Here is a 20975-nt window from a genome sequence, read left to right on the forward strand (position 1 = left end):
TGAGCATTTAGCAAGCTTCGGCAGAACGAACCCCGCTCTTTTAAGTCTTAGCGCAAAGCGAGACTTGAAAGCATCTATACAGGGCAAGTCTCCAGACTTGCTTAATCCTAGTTCGCGATCTTCATTGGCTCAATACCCAGCCATAACCATGCGTTCATCAGGAGATCAAATCAGAAATCAATGGATCGAAAAACCAAGTACCCCGGCTACTTGGAGTAATCAGGTACAGCCCGACGGTGAGACAAAAAAAATAGCACCCAGAAATCTAGGTGCTATCTAACGCTTATCCTTTTCTATCAAAGGAGACGCTGAGGCATTACTCTTCGAGATCGCCAGTCCATGCCATCACACCACCTTCTAGATTGTATAGTTCTCCGGTGAATCCCATGCCTTCCATGAGGCCACAGGCCTGCCCACTGCGGTTGCCACTGCGGCAGTAGATGTAGTAGTTTTTGGCTTTGTCTAGCTTCTCTACTTCCTTAGGAAATTCTGGATTGAAAAAGTCCAACAAGATCGCATCTTTGATATAGCCCGAATCCCATTCCTGCTGCGTTCTTACGTCCAACAAGACAGCATTGTCATCAGCGGCCAATTTCTCAGCAAATTCTTCTTCATCAATATTTTCGTACATGGTAAATAACTTTTGATTGATCCTACTTTAATGTCGAAGGGCAAACATAATCTGACTTTTTGATTCCTGTCTCCTGTATGGCTTTAAATCCACCTGCCACGTCTGCGATATTGTGAAAACCACGTGATTTGAGAATCGAGCTGGCGATGACAGACCGATAGCCACTCGCACAGTGAATGTAGTATTTTTCACTTTTGTCTAACCCATCCATATTGTCATTGATGAAGTCCAATGGGAAAAACAAAGCCCCATCGACATGTTCAGAACTGTACTCTCCAGGCTTGCGCACATCCATCACAGTCATGGACTCGCTAGCCATCCGCTGTCCTAGCTCCTCAGCAGTGACCGATTCGATACTGTCGGTATCCTTACCCGCTTGTTTCCAAGCCGTCATTCCTCCCTTGAGGTATCCGAGCGTGTTGTCATACCCTACGCGGGAAAGTCTGGTGAGGACTTCCTCTTCACGCCCCTCATCAGCCACCAATACGATCGGTTGTTTCAAGTCCGTAATCAAAGCACCTACCCATGGCGCAAAACTCCCATCGATCCCGATGAATATAGCATTAGGAATGTGTGACGCCACAAAATCCGTCTTGCTACGCGTATCCAACACCAATGCACCTTCGTGGTTGGCCATCGCTTCGAAAACATCTACATCCAAGGCTACATTTCCTTTGGCCATTACCTCATCGATGCTGTCATAGCCTGACTTATTCATCATGGCATTCTTGGCAAAGTACTGTGGAGGAGGCAAAATCCCAGAAGTCACCTCTTTGATGAACTCCTCGCGCGTCATGTCTGCTCTGAGTGCGTAGTTTACTTCCTTCTGGTTGCCCAGCGTATCCCACGTCTCCTTGGACATGTTCTTGCCACAGGCCGACCCAGCACCATGCGCTGGATAGACTATCACCTCGTCTGGCAAAGTCATGATTTTGTCTCTCAAACTATCGAACAAATGGCTCGCCAAATCATTACGTGTCAAATCCGTCTTCACTGCCAAGTCTGGTCGTCCGACATCCCCGATAAACAAAGTGTCCCCCGAGAATATCGCATGCTCCCTACCCGACTCATCGTAGAGCAAATAGGTACTGCTCTCCATCGTGTGCCCTGGGGTATGCAGGAGTTTGATCCTAACATCTCCAAGCTCAAAAACCTCACCATCCGTACCGATGTGACTCTCAAAAGCCGTCTCTGCATTCGGACCATAGACGATCTGCCCACCAGTCTTCTGAGCAAGATCCACATGCCCAGACACGAAATCTGCATGAAAGTGTGTTTCAAAAATATATTTGATGGTAGCACCGTCTTCTTTCGCCTTAGCGATGTACGAGTCTACTTCACGCAGCGGATCAATGATGGCTGCCTCTCCCTTGCTCTCGATGTAGTACGCTCCCTGCGCCAAACACCCAGTATATATCTGTTCTATCTTCATGAGTCAATGTTTTTAAAGTTCTTCATTTAAACTATACAACAAATGTACGGCTCTGATCATCTTGGGATTGTAACAATAGTTACAAGTACAGAAAATTAACAAAGAAGAGGGACTTAAACGACTATATACAGAAAGCACTATAGATTAAGTGGAGAATAAAATCTCTACATTAACGAATCAAGACCTTAGGTCGCTAGACACTAGAAATTGGGCAGAAAAGGTTTCTTTTTTTGATCTAGATACTAAAATCTAAATACCAGCATCTAACTACTAGCCTAAAAACTCCTTCATCAGGACGTTGATCTTACCGAATTCGGTCAGGAAACCATCGTGTCCATAGAGAGATTTGATTTCACGGTAAGTGACCTTAGGGATGTGTGAGGCGATCCACTCTTGTTCGTCGCAGGCGAATAGGATATCAGAGTCTATAGAAATCTGGAGCACCTCCGCTTGGATCAGTTGCAGTGCCGATTCTACCCCACCGCGATCACGGCCGATATCATGCGAGTCCATTCCCTTGGTCATCGACCAAAGGAGATAGCCTTGAAACTTGCGATCGATCAGCTTCTTGCCCTGGTACCTCATATAAGAGTCTGCCCGAAAACCATCCATCTTGGATATCTCGTCAGCTTGAGTCTGATTAAAGATCGTATGGTTGCGATAAGACAACATCCCAATGGCACGCGCCGCAGCGACTCCATGTTCACCCGCACGCATGTCGTGGTCTCTCCAAGTCGGATCAGCCTCTATGGCAATGCGTTGCGCACTGTGTACAGCCAGTCTCCATGGCGACTCCTTCGGCCCAGTCACTACTAGGATCAGTTTTTCGAAGAACTCTGGTTCTTGTACCGCCCATTCGTAGGCCTGAAAACCACCCATCGAACCACCGAGCCCAATGGCTACTTTTTTGATCCCGAGATGATCCCTCAGCAACTGGTGCGCAGCGATCATGTCACGTATCGTGTACATCGGAAAATCCGAATAATATGGTGCACCCGTCTCTGGGTTGATGGTCAGCGGACTAGAGGTCCCGTAGGGTGATCCGAGGATGTTGGCACATACAATGAAATACTTCTGAGGACTGAGGGCTGATTCGTCCGTGAGGATATCGCCCCACCAATCTGCCAAATTGGAATTGGCAGTAAGCGCATGAAATACCCAGACCACATTGTCCTTGGCCTCATTGAGTTCACCCCACGTATGGTAGGCAATCTCCAAAGCAGGCAACTCCCCTCCCCGCTCTAGCGGAAAGGTTTTTTCAATCTTCAGTATTTGTGGCTTGTCACTCATAAATTTACGCGACCGCAAACCTAAGTAAATGTATGATAATAGTCATCGCTCTTCCTTCAATTTCAGGGAAGAAAAAGCCATATTTGCACCTTGCTCAAAACAGGGCAATTCGTCAATTGATTAGATAGAAGATGAGTAAAGTCAATAAGCATTTCGAAACAGAAGCCATTAGGACACAGATAGAAACAACTCCAGAAAAGGAGCACTCTACGCCGATGTACTTGACGTCAAGCTTTTTGTTTGACGATGTGGAAGAAATGCGCGCGACTTTTGCCAACGAAATCGATCGCAATACCTACAGCCGATTTACCAACCCCAACACCAGCGAACTCATCGATAAGATGTGCAAGTTGGAAAAAGCAGAGGCGGGATTCGCTACCGCTACTGGGATGTCGGCGATCTTCACCACCTTCATGACGATATTGTCAGCGGGGGATCACATGCTCTCCGTCCGATCGATCTTCGGCTCGACGCATACGATTTTCAGCAAGTTTCTGCCCAAGTACAACATCAGCAGTGACTATATCGACCTCAACGACACCAGTAGCTGGGACGCAGCTGTCAAACCTAACTCTAAGTTGCTATACCTAGAGACACCTACTAATCCTGGGATTGAATTGATCGACCTAGATTTTGCGAGCGCGTTTTGCAAAAAGCATGATCTAATATTGATCGTAGACAATTGTTTTGCTACACCATATATTCAGCGTCCAATCGAGTTTGGGGCAGATTTGGTCATCCACTCTGCCACCAAGTACATCGATGGTCAAGGTCGCGTGATGGGTGGCATGGTACTCGGTCGCAAAGACTTGATCGCAGACATTTTTACTTTTTCGAGAAGTACCGGACCTTCCTTGTCTCCTTTCAACGCATGGATTCTATCCAAGAGCTTGGAAACCCTCGCAGTACGTATGGATCGACACAGCGAAAACGCGCTCAAACTGGCTGAATATCTAGAAGCACATCCGCAGGTAGAATGGGTACGTTATCCTTTCCTTCCTTCACATCCGCAGCACGAAATTGCCAAAAAACAGATGAATACGGGCGGCGGTATGGTTTCGTTTGGGATCAAAGGAGGCTTAGAAGCAGGCAAGACTTTCTTGGAAGGCGTAGAGATGTGCTCGCTCAGTGCCAATCTGGGTGACACGCGTACCATCGTAACGCACCCTGCCTCGACGACTCATGCCAAACTCACCGATGAAGAGCGTGAAGCAACCGGCATCACCGCCAACTTGATTCGTCTCTCCGTAGGGTTAGAACACATCGAAGACATCCAAACGGACCTAGACATTGCTTTCGCAAAGTGTAAGTAAGTAGAGATATTGGTACCTAGTTTTTAGACAACTCGAATTCTTACAAACAGAACCATTAAAAATCTCATATCACACCTCCAGAGATTCTGATCTTTGGACATCCCGCTAGCGCTACGCTGCAGCCTTTGCAGGCAAACCTAAGGCTTTGAGCATGCGCCCATGTGCCAATAGTGCCGATCTAAATGTCGGCTCTGCGTAGTAAGGATAATTGTACTCCGCAGCAGTTTCTTTGACAATCTTAGCCAGATGCTTGTAGTGCACATGGCATATATGCGGAAACAAATGGTGCTCGATCTGGAAATTCAACCCACCAGCGTACCAATCCAATATTCGGTTTTGATTCCCGAAATTCACGGTGGTGTACAGTTGATGTACTGTCCACGAATACTCCATGTTACCGTCCTTGTCTGGTGCTGGAAAATCCACTTTATTCATCAGGTGTGCAGGCTGAAAAATCACCGCCAAGCCCATACCTGCCACAAAGTGCATGAGGATAAACCCACCGAAAATCTGCCATCCCGTATACGAAGTGAAATAGACCGGCACACCGATCGCATAGATATAATAGACGACCTTCGTTAGGATCAATATCACATACTCTCCTGCAATACTCTTCGTGTTTTTGGCCAACAAGCCTTCCTTGTTGTATCGCGTGATCTTAGCAAAATCCTTGAACGTCACCCAAAAGAAAGTCCCCAACCCGTAGAAAAACCATGCATACAAATACTGGTACTTATGAATAGGCTTCAACTTCGTCCCTGGAGAAAATCTCAAAATAGCCTTCGGCTCTATATCTTCATCATGCTCTTCGATATTGGTATAGGTGTGGTGCTTGACATTGTGCTGGATACGCCAGTTGATGGCATTGCCTCCTACGAGATTGAGTGTATAGCCGAGGATTTTGTTGACCGTACGGTTAGAAGAATACGCCCCATGAATCGCATCATGCATGATCGACAATCCGATTCCAGCCATCCCCATCCCCATGATGATCATCAGACCTAAAGCTACGAGACCTTGTGGCTCCATCAGAATGACCACAAAGTAGGGCACAATAAACATAGACAGCATCACTACGGTCTTGATGTACAAGGTCACATTCCCATGTTTGGAAATCCCCTTTGACTGGAAGTATTCGTTCACTCGTTTGTTCAATGTCTGAACGAATTGTTTCGAAGTAGCATCTTCATGATTGAATGATACCTTCTCCGCGGTAGCTCTCTCTTGCATAGGCGGCAAAAATAACAGGAATAATGCTCACTTACTAATCCCACCCCCTATTAACACCATCAATCAAAGCTAGACCAAAATAGCCGACAAAATTTAATATGTTTGCGGCAACATTCAACATTCGATTCTCTATGAGCCCACTACTCGTCTTCCTTATCATCGCTGGATATTTTGCTGTATTGATGCTGATCGCTAAACTCACCAGTCGTGGTTCTACTGCCGAAAGCTTCTTTACAGGTAATCGACAGTCCCCTTGGTATTTGGTTGCTTTTGGAATGATCGGTGCTTCTTTGTCTGGTGTCACCTTTATCTCTGTCCCTGGTGAAGTAGGGAGTAGTCACTGGTCTTACTTCCAAATTGTCTTGGGCTACCTTCTGGGTTATTGGGTGATAGGCAGTGTACTTCTTCCTCTATATTATAAGATGAACTTGGTATCCATCTATCAATATTTAGACTCCAGATTCGGAAAAAAATCTTACAAAACAGGTGCTTTTTTCTTCCTCATATCTAGAGTTATCGGTGCTGCTTTTAGATTATTCCTAGTTGCTACCGTACTACAAGTCGCATTTTTCGATGCATTTGACATCCCTTTTGCTGTGTCCGTATTTGTGACCATCGCTCTCATTTGGCTCTACACGTTCAAGGGAGGCATCAAAACGATTGTCTGGACAGACACTCTGCAGACACTTTTTATGCTACTAGCCGTCGGCATCAGCATCTGGATCATCGCCTCTGACCTCAACTACTCCCCGGGCCAAATCATAGACATCATCAGTAATAGTTCTACCTCTGAGATGTTTGTCTGGGACTGGCAAGCTCCACGAAACTTCTTCAAGCAGTTCTTTGCCGGAGCATTCATTGCTATCGTGATGACTGGACTGGATCAGGACATGATGCAAAAAAATCTCACGTGCCGATCCCTTAAGGACGCGCAAAAAAACATGCTTTGGTTTAGCATCGTCCTCGTATTTGTCAACCTGTTCTTTTTGGGGCTAGGGACACTACTTTATCACTTTGTAGAAGTCAAAAACATTGACCTTACCCAAACCACCGATGCACTCTTTCCATACCTAGCCATCAATCATTTTGGATTATTGGGAGGGGTTATTTTCTTACTCGGCATCACTGCAGCTGCCTACTCTAGTGCTGACTCAGCACTCACTGCACTGACGACTTCCTTTTATATAGACTTCTTGGGGAAAGACCCCAACGAATCCGCCACACACCAGCGACGCTGGATCCACCTTGGATTCTCAGTACTGATACTAGTAGTCATTTTAATCTTCAAGGCCATCAACGACGACAGTGTGATCAATCAGGTTTTCAAAGTAGCAGGTTACACTTACGGACCACTTTTAGGACTATATTCGTTCGGGCTGTTTACCAAACGAGCTGTCAAAGATGAGCTCGTTCCTGTGGTATGCCTAGTCACTCCGATATTGACCTACGTAATCAACTCTTATTCTGCCACATGGTTCGGAGGATATCAATTCGGGTTTGAGCTTTTACTGCTCAACGGACTTCTGAGTTTCGTCGGACTAGCGATCATTAGCCGAAAAAGTTAATTCTCCAGTTCTTTCATCGGATCCCAAACGATCTCTTTGAAATGCTGAATCTTATCTTTTACAACTGTCAAGCCTTCCGCCTCCAGTAGTTCCTGCATGCACGTGGGAGACCCAAAATGCACCTTACCAGTCAATAGCCCCTCTCGGTTGACTACTCGATGGGCAGGTACGTCTGGCAATCCATGCGCTGCATTCATCGCCCAACCTACCATGCGCGCGCTCAGTTTCGTTCCGAGATAGTTAGCGATCAGACCATAACTAGTCGCTCGTCCTTTTGGGATCAACTTGACCACTTCATAAACATCCTCGAAAAAACTGTATTGCTTGGCCATTAGCGGTAGAGTCCAGCTTTGTTAAGTGCTCTTTGGTATCGAATCGCATTATTATTGTGATCACGGAGGTTCGTGGCAAAATTGTGATAGCCCGAAAAATCTTCTTTCGCACACATATAGATGAATTTATTGTCCTGATGGTTCAATACTGCGTCTATAGATTTGATACTCGGCATGTTGATCGGTCCAGGAGGCAGTCCAGCATACTTGTAGGTATTGAATGGGGAGTCTATCAAAGTATGTTTGGTCAATACACGTTTGATTTCAAAATCCTGCGCAGCAAAAACCAAGGTAGGGTCTGCCTGTAGCGGGATTCCTCTTTCGAGGCGATTGAGGTATAAGCCAGCCACAATCGGTCTTTCATCCGACATGATTGTTTCTGCCTGTACGATAGATGCCAGCACTGAAACCTCCTTGGTCGACAAACCCAGTGCTTTTGCCTTTGCCAATCGCTCCTCATTCCAGAACTTGTCATACTCCCGCTTCATCTTCGCAAAAAGCGACTCAGGAGAAGTAGTCCAATAGGCCTGATAGGTATTGGGGATAAACATCGAAATAATCGTCAAACTATCAAAGCCATTGGCACGAATCAAAGAGTCATTTCGCAAAACACCCATAAAATCCGCTTCTGATATTTCTAGGTTTTTCGTGATTTTCTCAGCTAAGTCCGACACCAAGCGTACATTATTGAATGTTACGTTGACGGGAGTCTGACTGCCCAACCGAAGCATTCTAATCACTTCCAGGTTACTCATCCCTGGCTCTATCAGGTAGAGACCTGGCTTTACGCTTTCATCATACCCCATCGTTTTGGAGAGAAAACTAAAACTAATCACCTCGTCCAAAAACCCGCCTTTAGAAAGTTCTTTTTGAACATACTTAAAATCAGATCCTGTAGGAATGATCAAAGGTTTAGGTTGCTTTTCATACAAAAAATTCGGGGCGTAAACGACCTGATGAAAATAAAACCCAAATGAGGAGAGCATCACTGAGAATGAAACGATAACAGCTCCCAAAATCACTTTTTTCTTATTCATAAGGCGGCAAAAATAAGCAATTAGTCATTTCGGCATCCGACTTGAACTAATAATGTTTTGCTATTTATAAACCGGACATTTGATTAAATTTGAATCCTATGAAAACAGAGTTCATCAAACTGTACGAAGAGAACCCAGACCCTAGAAAAATTAGTCAAATTGTTCAAGTCCTAAGAAAAGGAGGTGTCATCATCTACCCTACGGACACCATTTATGGGATGGGCTGTGATATATTCAATACCAAAGCCATAGAAAGAATCAAGCAGCTCAAGGAAATCAAAAGCAAACGTGTCGACTTCTCTTTCATCTGCTATGACCTAAGTCATATCTCAGAGTACACCAAGTCTCTGGACACTTCGACTTTCAAGTTGATGAAAAAAGCCCTTCCTGGCCCCTTCACTTTCATACTCAATGCAAGTACCAAGGTCCCTAAGATGCTACACACTTCTAAAAAAACAATAGGCATCCGAGTCCCAGACAACAACATTCCGAGAGACATCGTCAGAGAACTAGAAAACCCCATCATCACCACCTCCATACACCATGATGATGAAGTACTCGAATACTCTACCGATCCAGAACTCATCTATGAAAAGTATAACGGCAAGGTGGATTTGATCATAGACGGAGGATATGGAAACAATGTCGCCAGTACAGTTGTGGACTGCACTGAGGGCGAAGCAGAAATCGTCAGGGAAGGTATGGGAGACTTGTCTGATTTTATATGAAAACCATCATTGACAGTCAGTATTTTCCGTGTGTAGCTTACTTTTCCTTCCTCAAATCTAAAGAGGAAGTATGGATAGAAACTCAGGAACATTTCGTCAAACAAACCTATAGAAATCGCTGCTACATCTTAGGCTCTAACCAAGTCCTACCACTGGCCATACCAATGATTGGCGGGAACAAAAAAATCAAAATTTCGGACATTAAAATCGAGTACAAACACCGGTGGCTCAATGATCACTGGCGGGCGATTATCTCCGCATACAATAAGTCCCCCTACTTCGAATTTTACGAGCCATACATTCACGACATCTTATTCGCAAAACACGAGCGGCTCATCGATCTCAACACTGAGATACTGTCATTCTGTCTCAAAGTCCTCAATATTGGCGCAAAAATCAATTTCACTGAACAATACGAATCCAATACAGAAGGTCAATTAGAAGACATGAGGTCCATGATTCACCCCAAAAAAGATTATATTTGTTCAAAGATCTTTGATCCCATCCCGTACCCACAGCTGTTTGGTAAAGAATTTGCAGCCAACTTGAGCGTACTGGATTTGCTCAGTAATACTGGGCCAGAATCCGACAACTATTTGTAAAAACTAAAGCCTGATTACAACGATTACATGAATAGATCGTTTTTATCTTAATGTTTAGTTTTTGTTAGATTAAAAATTATTTTTACTACAACGAAGTAGCACATGGAAGCAAAGTTTTCGAATAGAGTAAAAGAGGTAATTTCATTGAGTCGTGAGGAAGCACTCCGACTTGGACACGACTATATAGGTACGGAACACCTCATACTCGGTATGATTCGCGAGGGAGAAGGTGTAGCCATTAGCTTACTAAAGAAACTAGGGGTCTCGCTAGACGAACTCAGAGCTTCCATAGAAAAAGCCACCAAAGGGTCTGCTACTAACAATGTTAAGAACCTAGCGAACATTCCTCTGACGAGACAGTCAGAAAAAGTTCTAAAAATCACATACTTAGAAGCTAAAATATTCAAAAGCCAACTCATAGGCACTGAACATCTATTGCTTTCTATCCTAAGAGATGAAGACAATATAGGGACTCAAATCCTCGATAAGTTCGATGTAGCCTATGATGTCGTCAAAGAATTGCTAGAATATCAAACAGAGCACCCGATGTCTTCGTCTTCTGATACAGACGAACCCGAAGACGACTCTCGTCTATTTGGCTCTGGTGGCACAGGCGGTTCTTCAAGTAAGGATCCATCAGGCAAAGGCGGAGAAAAATCAAGAACTCCTGTTCTTGACAATTTCGGTAGAGACCTGACCAAGCTAGCAGAGAGTGACAAACTCGACCCTATCGTAGGTCGCGACAAAGAGATTGAGCGTGTTGCACAAATCCTAAGTAGAAGAAAGAAAAACAACCCTATTCTAATCGGTGAGCCTGGTGTGGGTAAAACTGCTATCGCAGAAGGCCTAGCACTGAGAATCATTCAAAAGAAAGTATCTAGAGTATTGTTTGGCAAGCGAGTGGTAACACTTGATTTGGCATCTTTAGTAGCAGGGACAAAATATAGAGGGCAATTCGAAGAAAGAATGAAGGCTGTCATGAATGAGATTGAAAAATCTCCTGAAGTGATCCTTTTCATTGACGAATTACACACCATAGTAGGAGCTGGTGGAGCGTCTGGATCGCTAGATGCGTCTAACATGTTTAAACCAGCACTAGCCCGTGGAGAAATTCAATGCATCGGGGCAACTACTTTGGACGAATACAGACAGTACATCGAAAAAGACGGTGCGCTCGCCCGTAGATTCCAAATGGTGATGGTGGATGCTACAACTGTAGATGAAACCGTGCAAATCCTAAATAACATCAAAGACAAGTACGAGGATCACCACAACGTCAACTATACAGAAGAGGCAATCAAAGCGTGTGTAGCACTATCTGACAGATACATCAGCGATAGATTCTTGCCAGACAAGGCTATTGACGTCATGGATGAGGCAGGTTCTAGAGTACATATCAACAATATATATGTACCAGACGAGATCATCAGTCTTGAGGACTCTATTGAAGATGTCAAAGTAGAAAAAAATCAGGTTGTAAAAAGCCAAAAATACGAAGAAGCAGCTCAGCTCAGAGACAAAGAAAAGAAGCTCATAGAGCAACTCGAACTAGCCAAAGCGAAGTGGGAAGAAGAAACCAAATCGCAACGCTATGTAGTTGACGAAGATAGTGTAGCCGAAGTAATCGCAATGATGACTGGTGTCCCAGTAAAAAGGGTAGCACAGAAGGAAAGCAAGAAACTACTCACGATGAAAGATGACTTGAAAAAGCAAGTGATCGGTCAAGATGAAGTTATCGTTAAACTATCAAAAGCGATACAACGAACTCGTGTAGGTCTGAAAGACCCGAAAAAACCAATTGGCTCTTTCGTCTTTCTAGGTCCAACTGGAGTAGGAAAAACCGAATTGGCGAAAGTATTGTCCAAATACATGTTTGATAAAGACGATGCTTTGGTGAGAATCGACATGAGTGAATACATGGAAAAATTCTCCGTATCTAGACTGGTAGGAGCACCTCCTGGGTATGTAGGTTATGAAGAAGGTGGACAGCTCACAGAAAAAGTGAGAAGAAAACCATACAGCGTAGTTCTCCTAGATGAAATCGAAAAGGCGCACCCAGACGTATTCAACATCCTACTACAAGTATTGGATGATGGTATATTGACAGATGGCCTTGGTAGAAAAGTGGACTTTAGAAACACAGTGATTATCATGACTTCTAACATCGGTGCTAGAGACCTCAAGGACTTTGGTACTGGGATCGGGTTCATGAATCAGAACAAGAAAGAGAATCTAGATGACATCATGAAGTCTACGATTCAAAACGCACTGAAGAAAACTTTCTCACCAGAGTTTCTCAATAGATTAGATGATGTGATTGTATTCAACTCTCTAGAAAGAGAAGATGTACATAAAATCATCGATATCACGCTAGACAAATTGCTAGAGCGTGTGATCGAACTAGGTTACAATGTAGAGCTAACTGATAAAGCTAAAGATTTCTTAGCAGAGAAAGGATATGACCCTGCATACGGAGCAAGACCTCTGAACAGAGCTATCCAAAAATACTTGGAAGATCAAGTAGCAGAGTTTATCCTAACTGGAGATGTTCAGGAAGGGGATACGCTGTTAGGAGATCATATAGAAAAAGAAGAAACGCTGAGTATATCAGTCAAGAAGAAAAAGAATTCTAAGAAAGAGAAAAAAGAGTAGGCCCAGAGCCTACTCTTTTTTTTTAATACCCTCCAGAATATTTTCTGAGTAGCCACTCCGAAGATACCAGTACTAGGAGTACGAATAAAACCCATATCAAATTCACCAAAGGAAAGATTTCTTCTTGGAAATGCACACGGGGCTTGAAATCATACGATTCAACATCACCCAGCATTTCATCCCAATCGGCAAGCGTATAAAACTGGCCTTGGTTCTGGATCGCTAGCTGTTGCAACAATCCAAAATCAGCAACCTGATCTAACTGTTCCAGTTGCTGTTCCTTCACCACAAAACTACCTGAAACCTTTTCTGATTTCCCATCCACTAAGGTAGAAGCCTCATAACGGTAGTTGGCAGGTTCTAGATTAGCTAACTCCAGCTTAGCATATTGTGAAGCAGGCACAAATGAATACTCTTTGGTTTCCTTTCCTACTTCTCCCACAGAGATCTTGATTTCTTGCCCGTAAATTCGCTCATAGACATCATTGTAGAGCTCTGCCTGAAAATGTACGGGTTCATTGGTATTATACTCCGTATCTGTAGGGTAGAATTTAAATTTCCGCTTGTCATTCTTCGTGCTCAAGTACTGCACTAATTTCAGAAAGAACTCATCAAAACTCTGTGTATCTTCATAAAGACCATACTCTTGCATCCTCCATTGCCAGATACCATCGGCCAGCAGATAAGCCTGCTTTACATCATCGGCAGCTACTGTAAAGAGTAATGGCTTATTCACAGTTACTGATCCTATTTTCTGGTTCAACAACACTTTGGCATTTGCTGGGATATTAATATCTCCATAAGGCACAGAGAGTGGCACGAACTCTTGCCACCGTTCATTTAGCTCTGAGTCTAGTATAAACAAGTCCATCTCCGGATTGAGCGAGGCGATCACTCGGTCTCGTTGGTTTCGTTTCTGCACGACCTGTAGCACTTTATTCTCACGAGAGAGTGTTCTAAAATTAGTTTGAGATCCCACTATATAAAAAAGGGGCACCTTCTGCTTTTCAAGCTTAGCCAATATTGACCTAGTACGATTAGCGCCATCATAGACATTATGAACTATCGCTAAGTCATATTTTTCTTCAGGGTAATCCCCAACTCCTGTTATATACACTGTGACTTCAAAATTTTGATTATTCTCTATCACAGCTTTTAAAGCCTTCAAATCTGGATGCGGAGCGGGTGCCGCGATTAATATATTTTGCTTCCCGTCAATCACATCTACATAGATGCGTTGGGAATTATTCTGTTGAATCACCTCTTCATCCAAGGGCGCAAGCACCACATCCAAAGACTGCAAACCATCATGAGTTGCTTTTACTTCAAAAACCACACGTGTCACGCCTTGCTCTGAGTCAAAATTAACCTCCTTAGTCTCCAAGACTTTTCCTTCACGTCTGATACTCAGTTTGGTTTTACGTCCTTTGAACCCATAATTTTTCACTTCTACTACAACAGGATAACGATTCCCCTGATAGGCGATCTTATTGAACAGAATATTATCCAACTCCAGATCCAGTTGCTGAGTTGTATCTCCTACACCTATCGTATTCAAATGAAACTGATACGGCTGATAAAGCGGAGACACGCCTCTATTAAATTTTCCATCCGACATTAAAAACACGGATGCCAAATTAGTATTCTCAAAACTAGCAGTGATACTACTCATCATCTCACTCAGATCAGTGGTGGGTTCGACGAATGTCATATCATCCCATGATTCAAATCCCCTACCCAATCCCATCTTGATCACCTCGTACCCTCGACCTTCCAATTTCTCAGATAATTTGGACATTTGATCATGGAGTAGTGTGATCTGTGTCGAATCCATAGTATTTCGGATAGAAGCCGAATTATCTACCGCTAATACTACCCTGGGGCTTTCTAACTGCTCGAGGTATTGATTGATCATCGGATTGAGCAGGAGTATCGATAGGACACTCCACAAAGCAAATCGTAGCGCGAAAAGTAACCGATTGGTCTGCTGATTCCATGGCCCACTTTTAGCATAAAGTAGATAGGTGAAAGCCAGAGCAATCAGCAAATACAGTGGCAGAAGCCAAATCGAATATTGAAATTGAATGACAGGCAATAGTGTATAAATTTCTATGTAAATGAAGTAGGCTCGAAAGATAGGAATAAAAAAGTTGTCCCAAAAAATGTCTTCTGACTAAAAGCATTCCACTTCTTCAATAGGCACAAATCTATAATTCAATTCCATCAAAAACACGAAAGAGTCTATGATCAAGCCAAATAATATAAATAAATAGAAATTATAATAATACAAATAAAACATAGTTTAGTACTAAAAATATATACATTTGTGCCTTAATTATCTATCTAAAAAAAAGAATATGAAAAAAGTAAGTTTATCACTTTTGAGTTTAGTGATTTTTGTAATGGTGTCTTGTAGCCCAGAGGAAAACCCTTTTGAAACGAGTGTTGGTATAGCTATCATAGAAGGCAAAGTACAGTTTGACGATGACCTGACCGACAGTGAAGACATAATGGTCGCTGCAGAAGGAGCAAAGATCAAAATATCATACAGTTCCCATGATCTATCTTTCTCTCAGCCAAATGGTGTAGATGTCACTAAAGTGATCGATGTAACTGTAGATGATGAGGGACGCTTCACTGTAGAAGTACCTGCCATTTCTAATGATGTATCCTACACGGTAAGTGGACTAGACTTTCTGACAGAATACACAGGGTACGATGAAGATTTCGATGAAGAAACAAAAACAGGGTTCTATTCTGCAAATCCTCAAACCATCTCTCTAACAGAAGGCGAGACGAAGTATGTAATAATCGACTACACATTCACATCAGAATTTTAAACTAGACTTCTTATGATTAAATATATTTTAATATGGGCACTGGTACTACCTTTATGTGCTTATGCTCAAGAAGAAACAACGAGTTCTCAACAAACAGGCACAGATAGTGAGCCCTCGTTTAAGAACAAACATGGTCAAGAAGTACTGCCTCAGCAAGGTGATTGGTCTGTTGGGATAGGTGCATCTACAGCACTTACTTATGTTGGAAACATCTTCACTGGCGGCACTAATAACAATGCCGACTGGTGGCAATATCAAAGCTCAACAAGCCCAATTGTAATTCAAGGAAAATACATGGTTTCGGGTACTACAGCGTACAAAATCGGTTTCAACTTGAACTTCTACAACAATGTATCCTACTATGACGTGATGGATGACAATGGCAGCAGCCCTGACGATTACGTTCAGGACAAACTTTCGCGAACCAACTCTAGTGTCACTTTGTTGGCTGGGATTGAAAAGCGAAAAGGTAGCGGTCGCATTCAAGGTGTATATGGTGCAGATGTATTTGTAAACTTTAGCGCAAGCACTTCATATAAATACACCTATGGCAATGAAATCACGGAAACTAATCAAGCTCCCTCTACTGGAGCCCCATCGTTTCCAGTTGGAGGCACTACCATACCTTCTCAAGGATATCGCCCTAGCCAAACCAAAAACTCAACAAACTGGGGTGCTGGTGCATACGGTTTCATTGGAGTAGAAGCATTTTTGTTTCCTAAATTCTCATTAGGAGGTAAGTTTACGTGGGGTGTCAGCTACTCGGACAGCGGTGCTAGCAGCAATACTTACGAGGCTTGGGACTCCCAATCTAACAGTGTAGTAGAATACACCAATGCTTCGAACAGCGGTTATACAATCAATGCAGGCATCGGGAACGTTGGAGGGCAAGTAACTGCTAATTTTTATTTCTAAATAGAATCTACAATGTTATGTCACCTACATAGATCGTTGTGAGTCTTTGGGCTGATAGCGATTTATGTTTGTATTTTACCCTCACAAAAAGGTGACATACTAAGAATATAAAAGACAAAAAAGGATCAAACCCAATGGATTTGATCCTTTTTTTTACCGTAGTATTGAAAGACTAAACTTTAGGTGAGCATTGCTCCACAGATATTAAGAACCTGTCCCGAAACATAGGTAGACATATCTGAACCGAGGTAGACACAAGCATCAGCTACTTCTTCAGGCTTTCCTCCACGTTTCATAGGGATCGCATCTCTCCATCCCTGCACTACTTTTTCATCCAGCACATCCGTCATCTCCGTCTCGATAAACCCTGGAGCGATGGCATTGCATCGAATATTCCTAGAGCCTAACTCTAGCGCTATAGACTTGGTGAACCCAATGATACCTGCTTTAGAAGCTGCATAATTAGACTGTCCAGCATTTCCCTTGACACCTACTACAGAAGATACATTAATGATAGAGCCTGCTTTCTGCTTCATGAAAGTACGAGTAGCTGCTTTGACAGTATTAAAGCAAGACTTTAGATTGACATTGATCACATCATCCCATGCTTCTTCAGTCATTCTCATGAGAAGGTTGTCTTTGGTAATCCCAGCATTGTTGATCAACACATCAAGTTGACCAAAGTCAGCCACTACATTAGCGATTAGTTCTTCTGCCGCATCAAACTTGGACGCATCAGATCTATAACCTTTCGCCTTCACGCCGAACGCTTCGAGTTCCGCGACGAGTGCCTCGCCCTTTTCTACACTTGACAAATAAGTAAAAGCCACGTTGGCTCCCTGTTCTGCATATTTAATCGCTATAGCTCTCCCGATACCTTTAGAAGCGCCTGTCACTAATGCCGTTTTTCCTTCCAATAATTTCATGTGTGTCATTGATTTTATGATATCACGTCTACTGACTGCAGACGGACCTCCCGCATCCGCAATGCTCGCTACCGACACGAGTCGATACGACACTACTTTTGCACATTTCGTTTGATTGTTTCCTTAAAATAATTTCTTTCGAAATTTGAATCAAAAATACACTCTTTCAATCTATCCCGATGTTTTTTCCTCAAAAAATCCCTCTAGCCCCTCCTATTCAGGGTTGACTTTCCTCTTTCTATCAACAATGAATCAGATAGCATTGTCACAATGCTAAAATTATAGGTTTAAGCTTTATGCTTGAACATTATCTTTTTTTCTCAAGGCAAAGCGGTTAAATTTGCAGCTCTTTAACGGCCTGAACTAAACAAGGTCTCATCTTATTCAGTACAAAGAAATTATGGCAAACAAATATGACGTAATAGTGATAGGTAGCGGTCCAGGTGGATACGTTGCGGCTATCAGAGCATCTCAATTGGGGAAAAAAGTAGCAGTAGTAGAAAAAGCAGAAATCGGTGGTATCTGCCTGAACTGGGGCTGTATACCTACCAAAGCGCTACTCAAAAGTGCTAGTGTATTCGAGTACATCTCTCATGCGGAAAATTACGGAATCACCGTAAAAGACTCAAAAGCAGATTTTGGTGGAATGGTCAAAAGAAGTCGTGGTGTCGCAGACACGATGAGTAAAGGTGTCCAATTTCTACTCAAAAAGAATAAAATCGATCAACTCCTAGGATTCGGAAAAGTAGCAGCAAATAAAACTGTAACAGTAACCGATGCAGATGACAAGACCGAAACCTATAGCGCAGATCATATCATCATCGCTACAGGCGGTAGATCGAGAGAGCTACCAAATCTACCGATAGACGGCAAAAAAATCATCGGCTACAGAGAAGCGATGTCTCTCGCTAAACAGCCTAAGAAAATGGTGATTGTCGGGTCAGGAGCTATTGGGGTTGAATTTGCTTACTTCTACAACTCGATTGGCACGGAAGTAACCATCGTAGAGTACCTACCCAACATCGTGCCTGTAGAGGACGAAGACGTATCGAAGCAACTCGCTAGATCGTTCAAAAAACAAGGTATGAACATCATGACCAGTGCAGAGGTGACTTCTGTAGACACCAAAGGTTCGGGATGTAAAGTGACTGTCAAAACGAAAAAAGGCGAGGAGCAAATCGACTGTGATATCGTGCTCTCAGCTGTGGGCATCTCTACCAACATCGAAGGCATAGGGCTAGAAGATGTAGGCGTCATGACCGATAAAGGCAAAATTGTCGTAGATGATTTCTACAAAACTAATCTGCCCGGAATCTACGCCATCGGTGATATCGTACACGGGCCAGCGCTTGCGCACGTATCGTCAGCAGAAGCTATCATCTGTGTCGAAAAAATATTCGGAGAGAATCCTGAAGCTCTAGACTATGAAAACATCCCAGGCTGTACTTACTGTACGCCGGAGATCGCATCTGTAGGTATGACCGAAAAAGCAGCTAAAGAAGCTGGATACGACATCAAAGTCGGTAAATTCCCATTCTCTGCTTCTGGAAAAGCACAAGCTGGGGGCAATGCTGAAGGATTTGTAAAAGTGATCTTTGACGCAAAATATGGCGAGTGGCTCGGATGTCACCTAATCGGTGCTGGCGTCACGGATATGATCGCTGAAGCGGTTGTTGCTAGAAAACTAGAGACAACAGGTCACGAAATCATGAAAGCTATACATCCACACCCTACCATGTCTGAAGCAATCAAAGATGCCGTAGAGGATGCATATGGTGAAGCAATTCACTTGTAAGACAAACATATAAAACTGCAAGCCGATTCAAACTGGATTTGAATCGGCTTTTTTGTTTACAATCAGACAAACTTACCTCCTCCTTACTACATTTGATTATCTAATATCACAGCCACAATGAACATTTATAAACAGATAAAATCCGAAATACTGAATGCTTCGCATATCGTCATCACCTCTCACAAGTCACCTGATGGAGATTCTGTAGGTAGTTCTTTGGGACTGCAACGATTCATAGAAAAACTCGGAAAAAGTGCAGTCATCTGTCACCCTGATATTGCACCAGAATTCCTGTTCTGGCTAGATACTTCTCAAATCTTGCTGATGACGGATCAACCACAAGAAGTGACAGCAGCATTTCAAAAAGCAGACCTCATCTTTTGCCTAGACTATAACGGTACGGATCGTATCGGTCCTGATATGCAAGCTCTACTAGAATCTGCTACTTGCAAAAAAATCATGATTGATCACCATCTCAACCCTCAGGATTTTCCTAACCTCGCAGTATCTGACACTTCAGCTTCCTCTACTGCTCAACTGATTGTAGAACTGATCGAACAGTCAGGGCATGAAAACCTACTAGACGAACATATCGGCACACCACTGTACCTTGGCATTCTAACTGATACAGGTAGCTTCCGTTTCCCATCAGTATTGCCACGTACGCATGAATTACTTGCCAAATTATTAGCCGCAGGTGTCAAACATCATCTCGTCCATGAAGTACTTAATGACAACAACACGGCTAGCCGATTGCGCCTTCAGGGCTATGCTATGAGCCAAAAACTAGTGATCATGGAAGACTACCATGTATCCATCATCTCTCTATCCAAGGAAGAACTAGAACAATACGATTACCAAAAAGGTGATACAGACGGCCTAGCAAATCAAGCCCTATCTATCAAAGGGATGAAAGCCGCCATCGTTTTCACGGAACGTGATGGGATGATGAAAATTTCATTTCGATCAAAAGGAGAAGAAAACCCTGTCAACGTATTGGCTGCAGAACACTTCGATGGTGGTGGTCATGCCAACGCAGCTGGCGGCATGAGTAAGTTATCAGTAGCAGACACCTTAGACAAAATCATAGATTTAGTCCCAAAATACTTCCCTGCTCAATAAGAAAGTCTAGCTCTCTGATTCGGCGACCGAGTCAGAGAGATCACTGCATTAATATCACAAAATTTCCCAATGCATAATGTAACTGGCCGTACTGTTCTTCTCCAGTAGCTTCATACTCGTGGAGTACTCTCCAGGTGTATCATCCACATTGAAAGTAAATGTACCGAGATGGTCGTTGAAGCTTAGAAAATCAAAGTCCCATAGTTCTACATCCACCCAGCCTAAGTCTACTTCTAGCTTTAGATCCACATCAACTTTATCACCAGTATCTATTCTAAAGTACAAATTCCCTACAGGCCATACCTTCTCTCCCTTAAATTTCAAGAACATTTCATCCTTATCTATTTCATCAGGAACGGTGCATTGTATCCTATTAATTTTAATCGTTGGCATAGTGTATCAATATTGATCGAGTGAAGCAAAGTAAGCTAAATATAGAATGAAAAGTAAGATTTTCAACAAACTATCATTTCCGTTACATTCCATCTACTCAAAGTATGATTTCATTAGGCAAAACAAGACTCTTCTTTACAATAATTGCAACAAATACAATAATTAACACCTC

At 43.1% G+C, this 20975-nt stretch carries 19 protein-coding genes; 10 read left to right on the forward strand and 9 right to left on the reverse strand.

Annotation, left to right across the window (positions count from 1 at the left end):
• Positions 1-64 precede the first annotated feature (64 nt).
• Positions 65-280, forward strand: a complete 216-nt coding sequence (locus tag BGP76_RS12390) for a hypothetical protein (RefSeq protein WP_119844892.1) — start codon at positions 65-67, stop codon at positions 278-280.
• A 36-nt stretch (positions 281-316) separates the two neighbouring features.
• Here the strand turns inward: BGP76_RS12390 and BGP76_RS12395 are convergent, their stop codons facing one another.
• The 3 genes from BGP76_RS12395 to metX all read right to left on the reverse strand — a co-directional run bounded on the left by BGP76_RS12395 (position 317) and on the right by metX (position 3353).
• Positions 317-631: a rhodanese-like domain-containing protein gene (locus tag BGP76_RS12395; protein ID WP_073122399.1), complete on the reverse strand. Its 315-nt coding sequence runs from the start codon at positions 629-631 to the stop codon at positions 317-319.
• A gap of 22 nt (positions 632-653) precedes the next feature.
• Entirely contained in the window at positions 654-2063 is a 1410-nt protein-coding gene (locus BGP76_RS12400) for a rhodanese-like domain-containing protein (protein WP_119844893.1), read from the reverse strand.
• A 270-nt stretch (positions 2064-2333) separates the two neighbouring features.
• Positions 2334-3353: a homoserine O-acetyltransferase gene (gene metX, locus BGP76_RS12405; RefSeq protein WP_119844894.1), complete on the reverse strand. Its 1020-nt coding sequence runs from the start codon at positions 3351-3353 to the stop codon at positions 2334-2336.
• A 131-nt stretch (positions 3354-3484) separates the two neighbouring features.
• On the opposite strand from metX, the gene BGP76_RS12410 reads away from it, so the two are divergent.
• Positions 3485-4666: an O-succinylhomoserine sulfhydrylase gene (locus tag BGP76_RS12410; RefSeq protein WP_119844895.1), complete on the forward strand. Its 1182-nt coding sequence runs from the start codon at positions 3485-3487 to the stop codon at positions 4664-4666.
• A 111-nt stretch (positions 4667-4777) separates the two neighbouring features.
• On the opposite strand, the gene BGP76_RS12415 is transcribed toward BGP76_RS12410, so the two are convergent.
• Positions 4778-5896 carry an acyl-CoA desaturase gene (locus BGP76_RS12415; protein WP_119844896.1) on the reverse strand — a complete coding sequence of 373 codons (1119 nt, stop codon included), beginning with the start codon at positions 5894-5896 and terminating at the stop codon, positions 4778-4780.
• 131 nt (positions 5897-6027) lie between these two features.
• Here BGP76_RS12415 and BGP76_RS12420 point away from each other — a divergent pair, with 131 nt between their 5' ends.
• Positions 6028-7461 carry a sodium:solute symporter gene (locus tag BGP76_RS12420; protein WP_119844995.1) on the forward strand — a complete coding sequence of 478 codons (1434 nt, stop codon included), beginning with the start codon at positions 6028-6030 and terminating at the stop codon, positions 7459-7461.
• Here the strand turns inward: BGP76_RS12420 and BGP76_RS12425 are convergent.
• Both BGP76_RS12425 and mltG read right to left on the reverse strand, forming a co-directional pair.
• A complete protein-coding gene (locus BGP76_RS12425; protein WP_119844897.1) occupies positions 7458-7793 on the reverse strand; it encodes an MGMT family protein in 336 nt (111 codons plus the stop codon). The genes BGP76_RS12420 and BGP76_RS12425 overlap by 4 nt on opposite strands.
• Complete coding sequence (mltG, locus tag BGP76_RS12430; protein ID WP_073122415.1) at positions 7793-8830, reverse strand: endolytic transglycosylase MltG; 1038 nt, start codon at positions 8828-8830, stop codon at positions 7793-7795. Before mltG ends, BGP76_RS12425 begins: the two co-directional genes overlap by 1 nt.
• 98 nt (positions 8831-8928) lie before the next feature.
• On the opposite strand from mltG, the gene BGP76_RS12435 reads away from it, so the two are divergent.
• From BGP76_RS12435 to BGP76_RS12445, 3 genes are all read left to right on the forward strand, one after another.
• Positions 8929-9558, forward strand: a complete 630-nt coding sequence (locus BGP76_RS12435; protein WP_119844898.1) for an L-threonylcarbamoyladenylate synthase — start codon at positions 8929-8931, stop codon at positions 9556-9558.
• The gene (locus tag BGP76_RS12440) at positions 9555-10160 is read left to right on the forward strand and encodes a WbqC family protein (protein WP_119844899.1); all 606 of its coding nucleotides are present in this window, start codon (positions 9555-9557) and stop codon (positions 10158-10160) included. The genes BGP76_RS12435 and BGP76_RS12440 overlap by 4 nt, the downstream gene beginning before the upstream one ends.
• A gap of 102 nt (positions 10161-10262) precedes the next feature.
• Positions 10263-12812: an ATP-dependent Clp protease ATP-binding subunit gene (locus tag BGP76_RS12445; protein ID WP_119844900.1), complete on the forward strand. Its 2550-nt coding sequence runs from the start codon at positions 10263-10265 to the stop codon at positions 12810-12812.
• Positions 12813-12834: 22 nt separating this feature from the next.
• On the opposite strand, the gene BGP76_RS12450 is transcribed toward BGP76_RS12445, so the two are convergent.
• Positions 12835-14907 (reverse strand): hypothetical protein, encoded by a 2073-nt coding sequence (locus BGP76_RS12450; RefSeq protein WP_147407463.1) that lies wholly within the window; start codon positions 14905-14907, stop codon positions 12835-12837.
• A gap of 262 nt (positions 14908-15169) precedes the next feature.
• Here BGP76_RS12450 and BGP76_RS12455 point away from each other — a divergent pair, with 262 nt between their 5' ends.
• Together BGP76_RS12455 and BGP76_RS12460 are read left to right on the forward strand one after the other, a co-directional pair.
• A complete protein-coding gene (locus BGP76_RS12455; protein WP_147407464.1) occupies positions 15170-15652 on the forward strand; it encodes a hypothetical protein in 483 nt (160 codons plus the stop codon).
• Between the two features lie 12 nt (positions 15653-15664).
• Positions 15665-16567, forward strand: coding sequence for a hypothetical protein (locus BGP76_RS12460; protein ID WP_073122426.1), 903 nt, complete (start codon positions 15665-15667; stop codon positions 16565-16567).
• A gap of 179 nt (positions 16568-16746) precedes the next feature.
• Here the strand turns inward: BGP76_RS12460 and fabG are convergent, their stop codons facing one another.
• Entirely contained in the window at positions 16747-17493 is a 747-nt protein-coding gene (gene fabG, locus BGP76_RS12465; protein WP_073122565.1) for a 3-oxoacyl-[acyl-carrier-protein] reductase, read from the reverse strand.
• A gap of 400 nt (positions 17494-17893) precedes the next feature.
• Between fabG and lpdA the strand changes: the two genes are divergently transcribed.
• Both lpdA and BGP76_RS12475 read left to right on the forward strand, forming a co-directional pair.
• Positions 17894-19288 carry a dihydrolipoyl dehydrogenase gene (gene lpdA, locus BGP76_RS12470; protein WP_073122428.1) on the forward strand — a complete coding sequence of 465 codons (1395 nt, stop codon included), beginning with the start codon at positions 17894-17896 and terminating at the stop codon, positions 19286-19288.
• A 117-nt stretch (positions 19289-19405) separates the two neighbouring features.
• The gene (locus tag BGP76_RS12475; RefSeq protein ID WP_119844903.1) at positions 19406-20410 is read left to right on the forward strand and encodes a bifunctional oligoribonuclease/PAP phosphatase NrnA; all 1005 of its coding nucleotides are present in this window, start codon (positions 19406-19408) and stop codon (positions 20408-20410) included.
• Between the two features lie 54 nt (positions 20411-20464).
• Here the strand turns inward: BGP76_RS12475 and BGP76_RS12480 are convergent, their stop codons facing one another.
• Positions 20465-20803, reverse strand: a complete 339-nt coding sequence (locus BGP76_RS12480; RefSeq protein ID WP_073122432.1) for a hypothetical protein — start codon at positions 20801-20803, stop codon at positions 20465-20467.
• Between the last annotated feature and the right edge of the window lie 172 nt (positions 20804-20975).

The organism is Reichenbachiella sp. MSK19-1 (assembly GCF_003590315.1).
GTDB lineage: Bacteria > Bacteroidota > Bacteroidia > Cytophagales > Cyclobacteriaceae > Reichenbachiella > Reichenbachiella agariperforans.

Bases quoted from the DNA above. Each gene is read 5' to 3' on its own strand.
- BGP76_RS12395 (WP_073122399.1), bottom strand. From the start codon at position 631: ATGTACGAAAATATTGATGAAGAAGAATTTGCTGAGAAATTGGCCGCT.
- BGP76_RS12400 (WP_119844893.1), bottom strand. From the start codon at position 2,063: ATGAAGATAGAACAGATATATACTGGGTGTTTGGCGCAGGGAGCGTAC.
- metX (WP_119844894.1), bottom strand. From the start codon at position 3,353: ATGAGTGACAAGCCACAAATACTGAAGATTGAAAAAACCTTTCCGCTA.
- BGP76_RS12410 (WP_119844895.1), top strand. From the start codon at position 3,485: ATGAGTAAAGTCAATAAGCATTTCGAAACAGAAGCCATTAGGACACAG.
- BGP76_RS12415 (WP_119844896.1), bottom strand. From the start codon at position 5,896: ATGCAAGAGAGAGCTACCGCGGAGAAGGTATCATTCAATCATGAAGAT.
- BGP76_RS12420 (WP_119844995.1), top strand. From the start codon at position 6,028: ATGAGCCCACTACTCGTCTTCCTTATCATCGCTGGATATTTTGCTGTA.
- BGP76_RS12425 (WP_119844897.1), bottom strand. From the start codon at position 7,793: ATGGCCAAGCAATACAGTTTTTTCGAGGATGTTTATGAAGTGGTCAAG.
- mltG (WP_073122415.1), bottom strand. From the start codon at position 8,830: ATGAATAAGAAAAAAGTGATTTTGGGAGCTGTTATCGTTTCATTCTCA.
- BGP76_RS12435 (WP_119844898.1), top strand. From the start codon at position 8,929: ATGAAAACAGAGTTCATCAAACTGTACGAAGAGAACCCAGACCCTAGA.
- BGP76_RS12440 (WP_119844899.1), top strand. From the start codon at position 9,555: ATGAAAACCATCATTGACAGTCAGTATTTTCCGTGTGTAGCTTACTTT.
- BGP76_RS12445 (WP_119844900.1), top strand. From the start codon at position 10,263: ATGGAAGCAAAGTTTTCGAATAGAGTAAAAGAGGTAATTTCATTGAGT.
- BGP76_RS12455 (WP_147407464.1), top strand. From the start codon at position 15,170: ATGAAAAAAGTAAGTTTATCACTTTTGAGTTTAGTGATTTTTGTAATG.
- BGP76_RS12460 (WP_073122426.1), top strand. From the start codon at position 15,665: ATGATTAAATATATTTTAATATGGGCACTGGTACTACCTTTATGTGCT.
- fabG (WP_073122565.1), bottom strand. From the start codon at position 17,493: ATGAAATTATTGGAAGGAAAAACGGCATTAGTGACAGGCGCTTCTAAA.
- lpdA (WP_073122428.1), top strand. From the start codon at position 17,894: ATGGCAAACAAATATGACGTAATAGTGATAGGTAGCGGTCCAGGTGGA.
- BGP76_RS12475 (WP_119844903.1), top strand. From the start codon at position 19,406: ATGAACATTTATAAACAGATAAAATCCGAAATACTGAATGCTTCGCAT.
- BGP76_RS12480 (WP_073122432.1), bottom strand. From the start codon at position 20,803: ATGCCAACGATTAAAATTAATAGGATACAATGCACCGTTCCTGATGAA.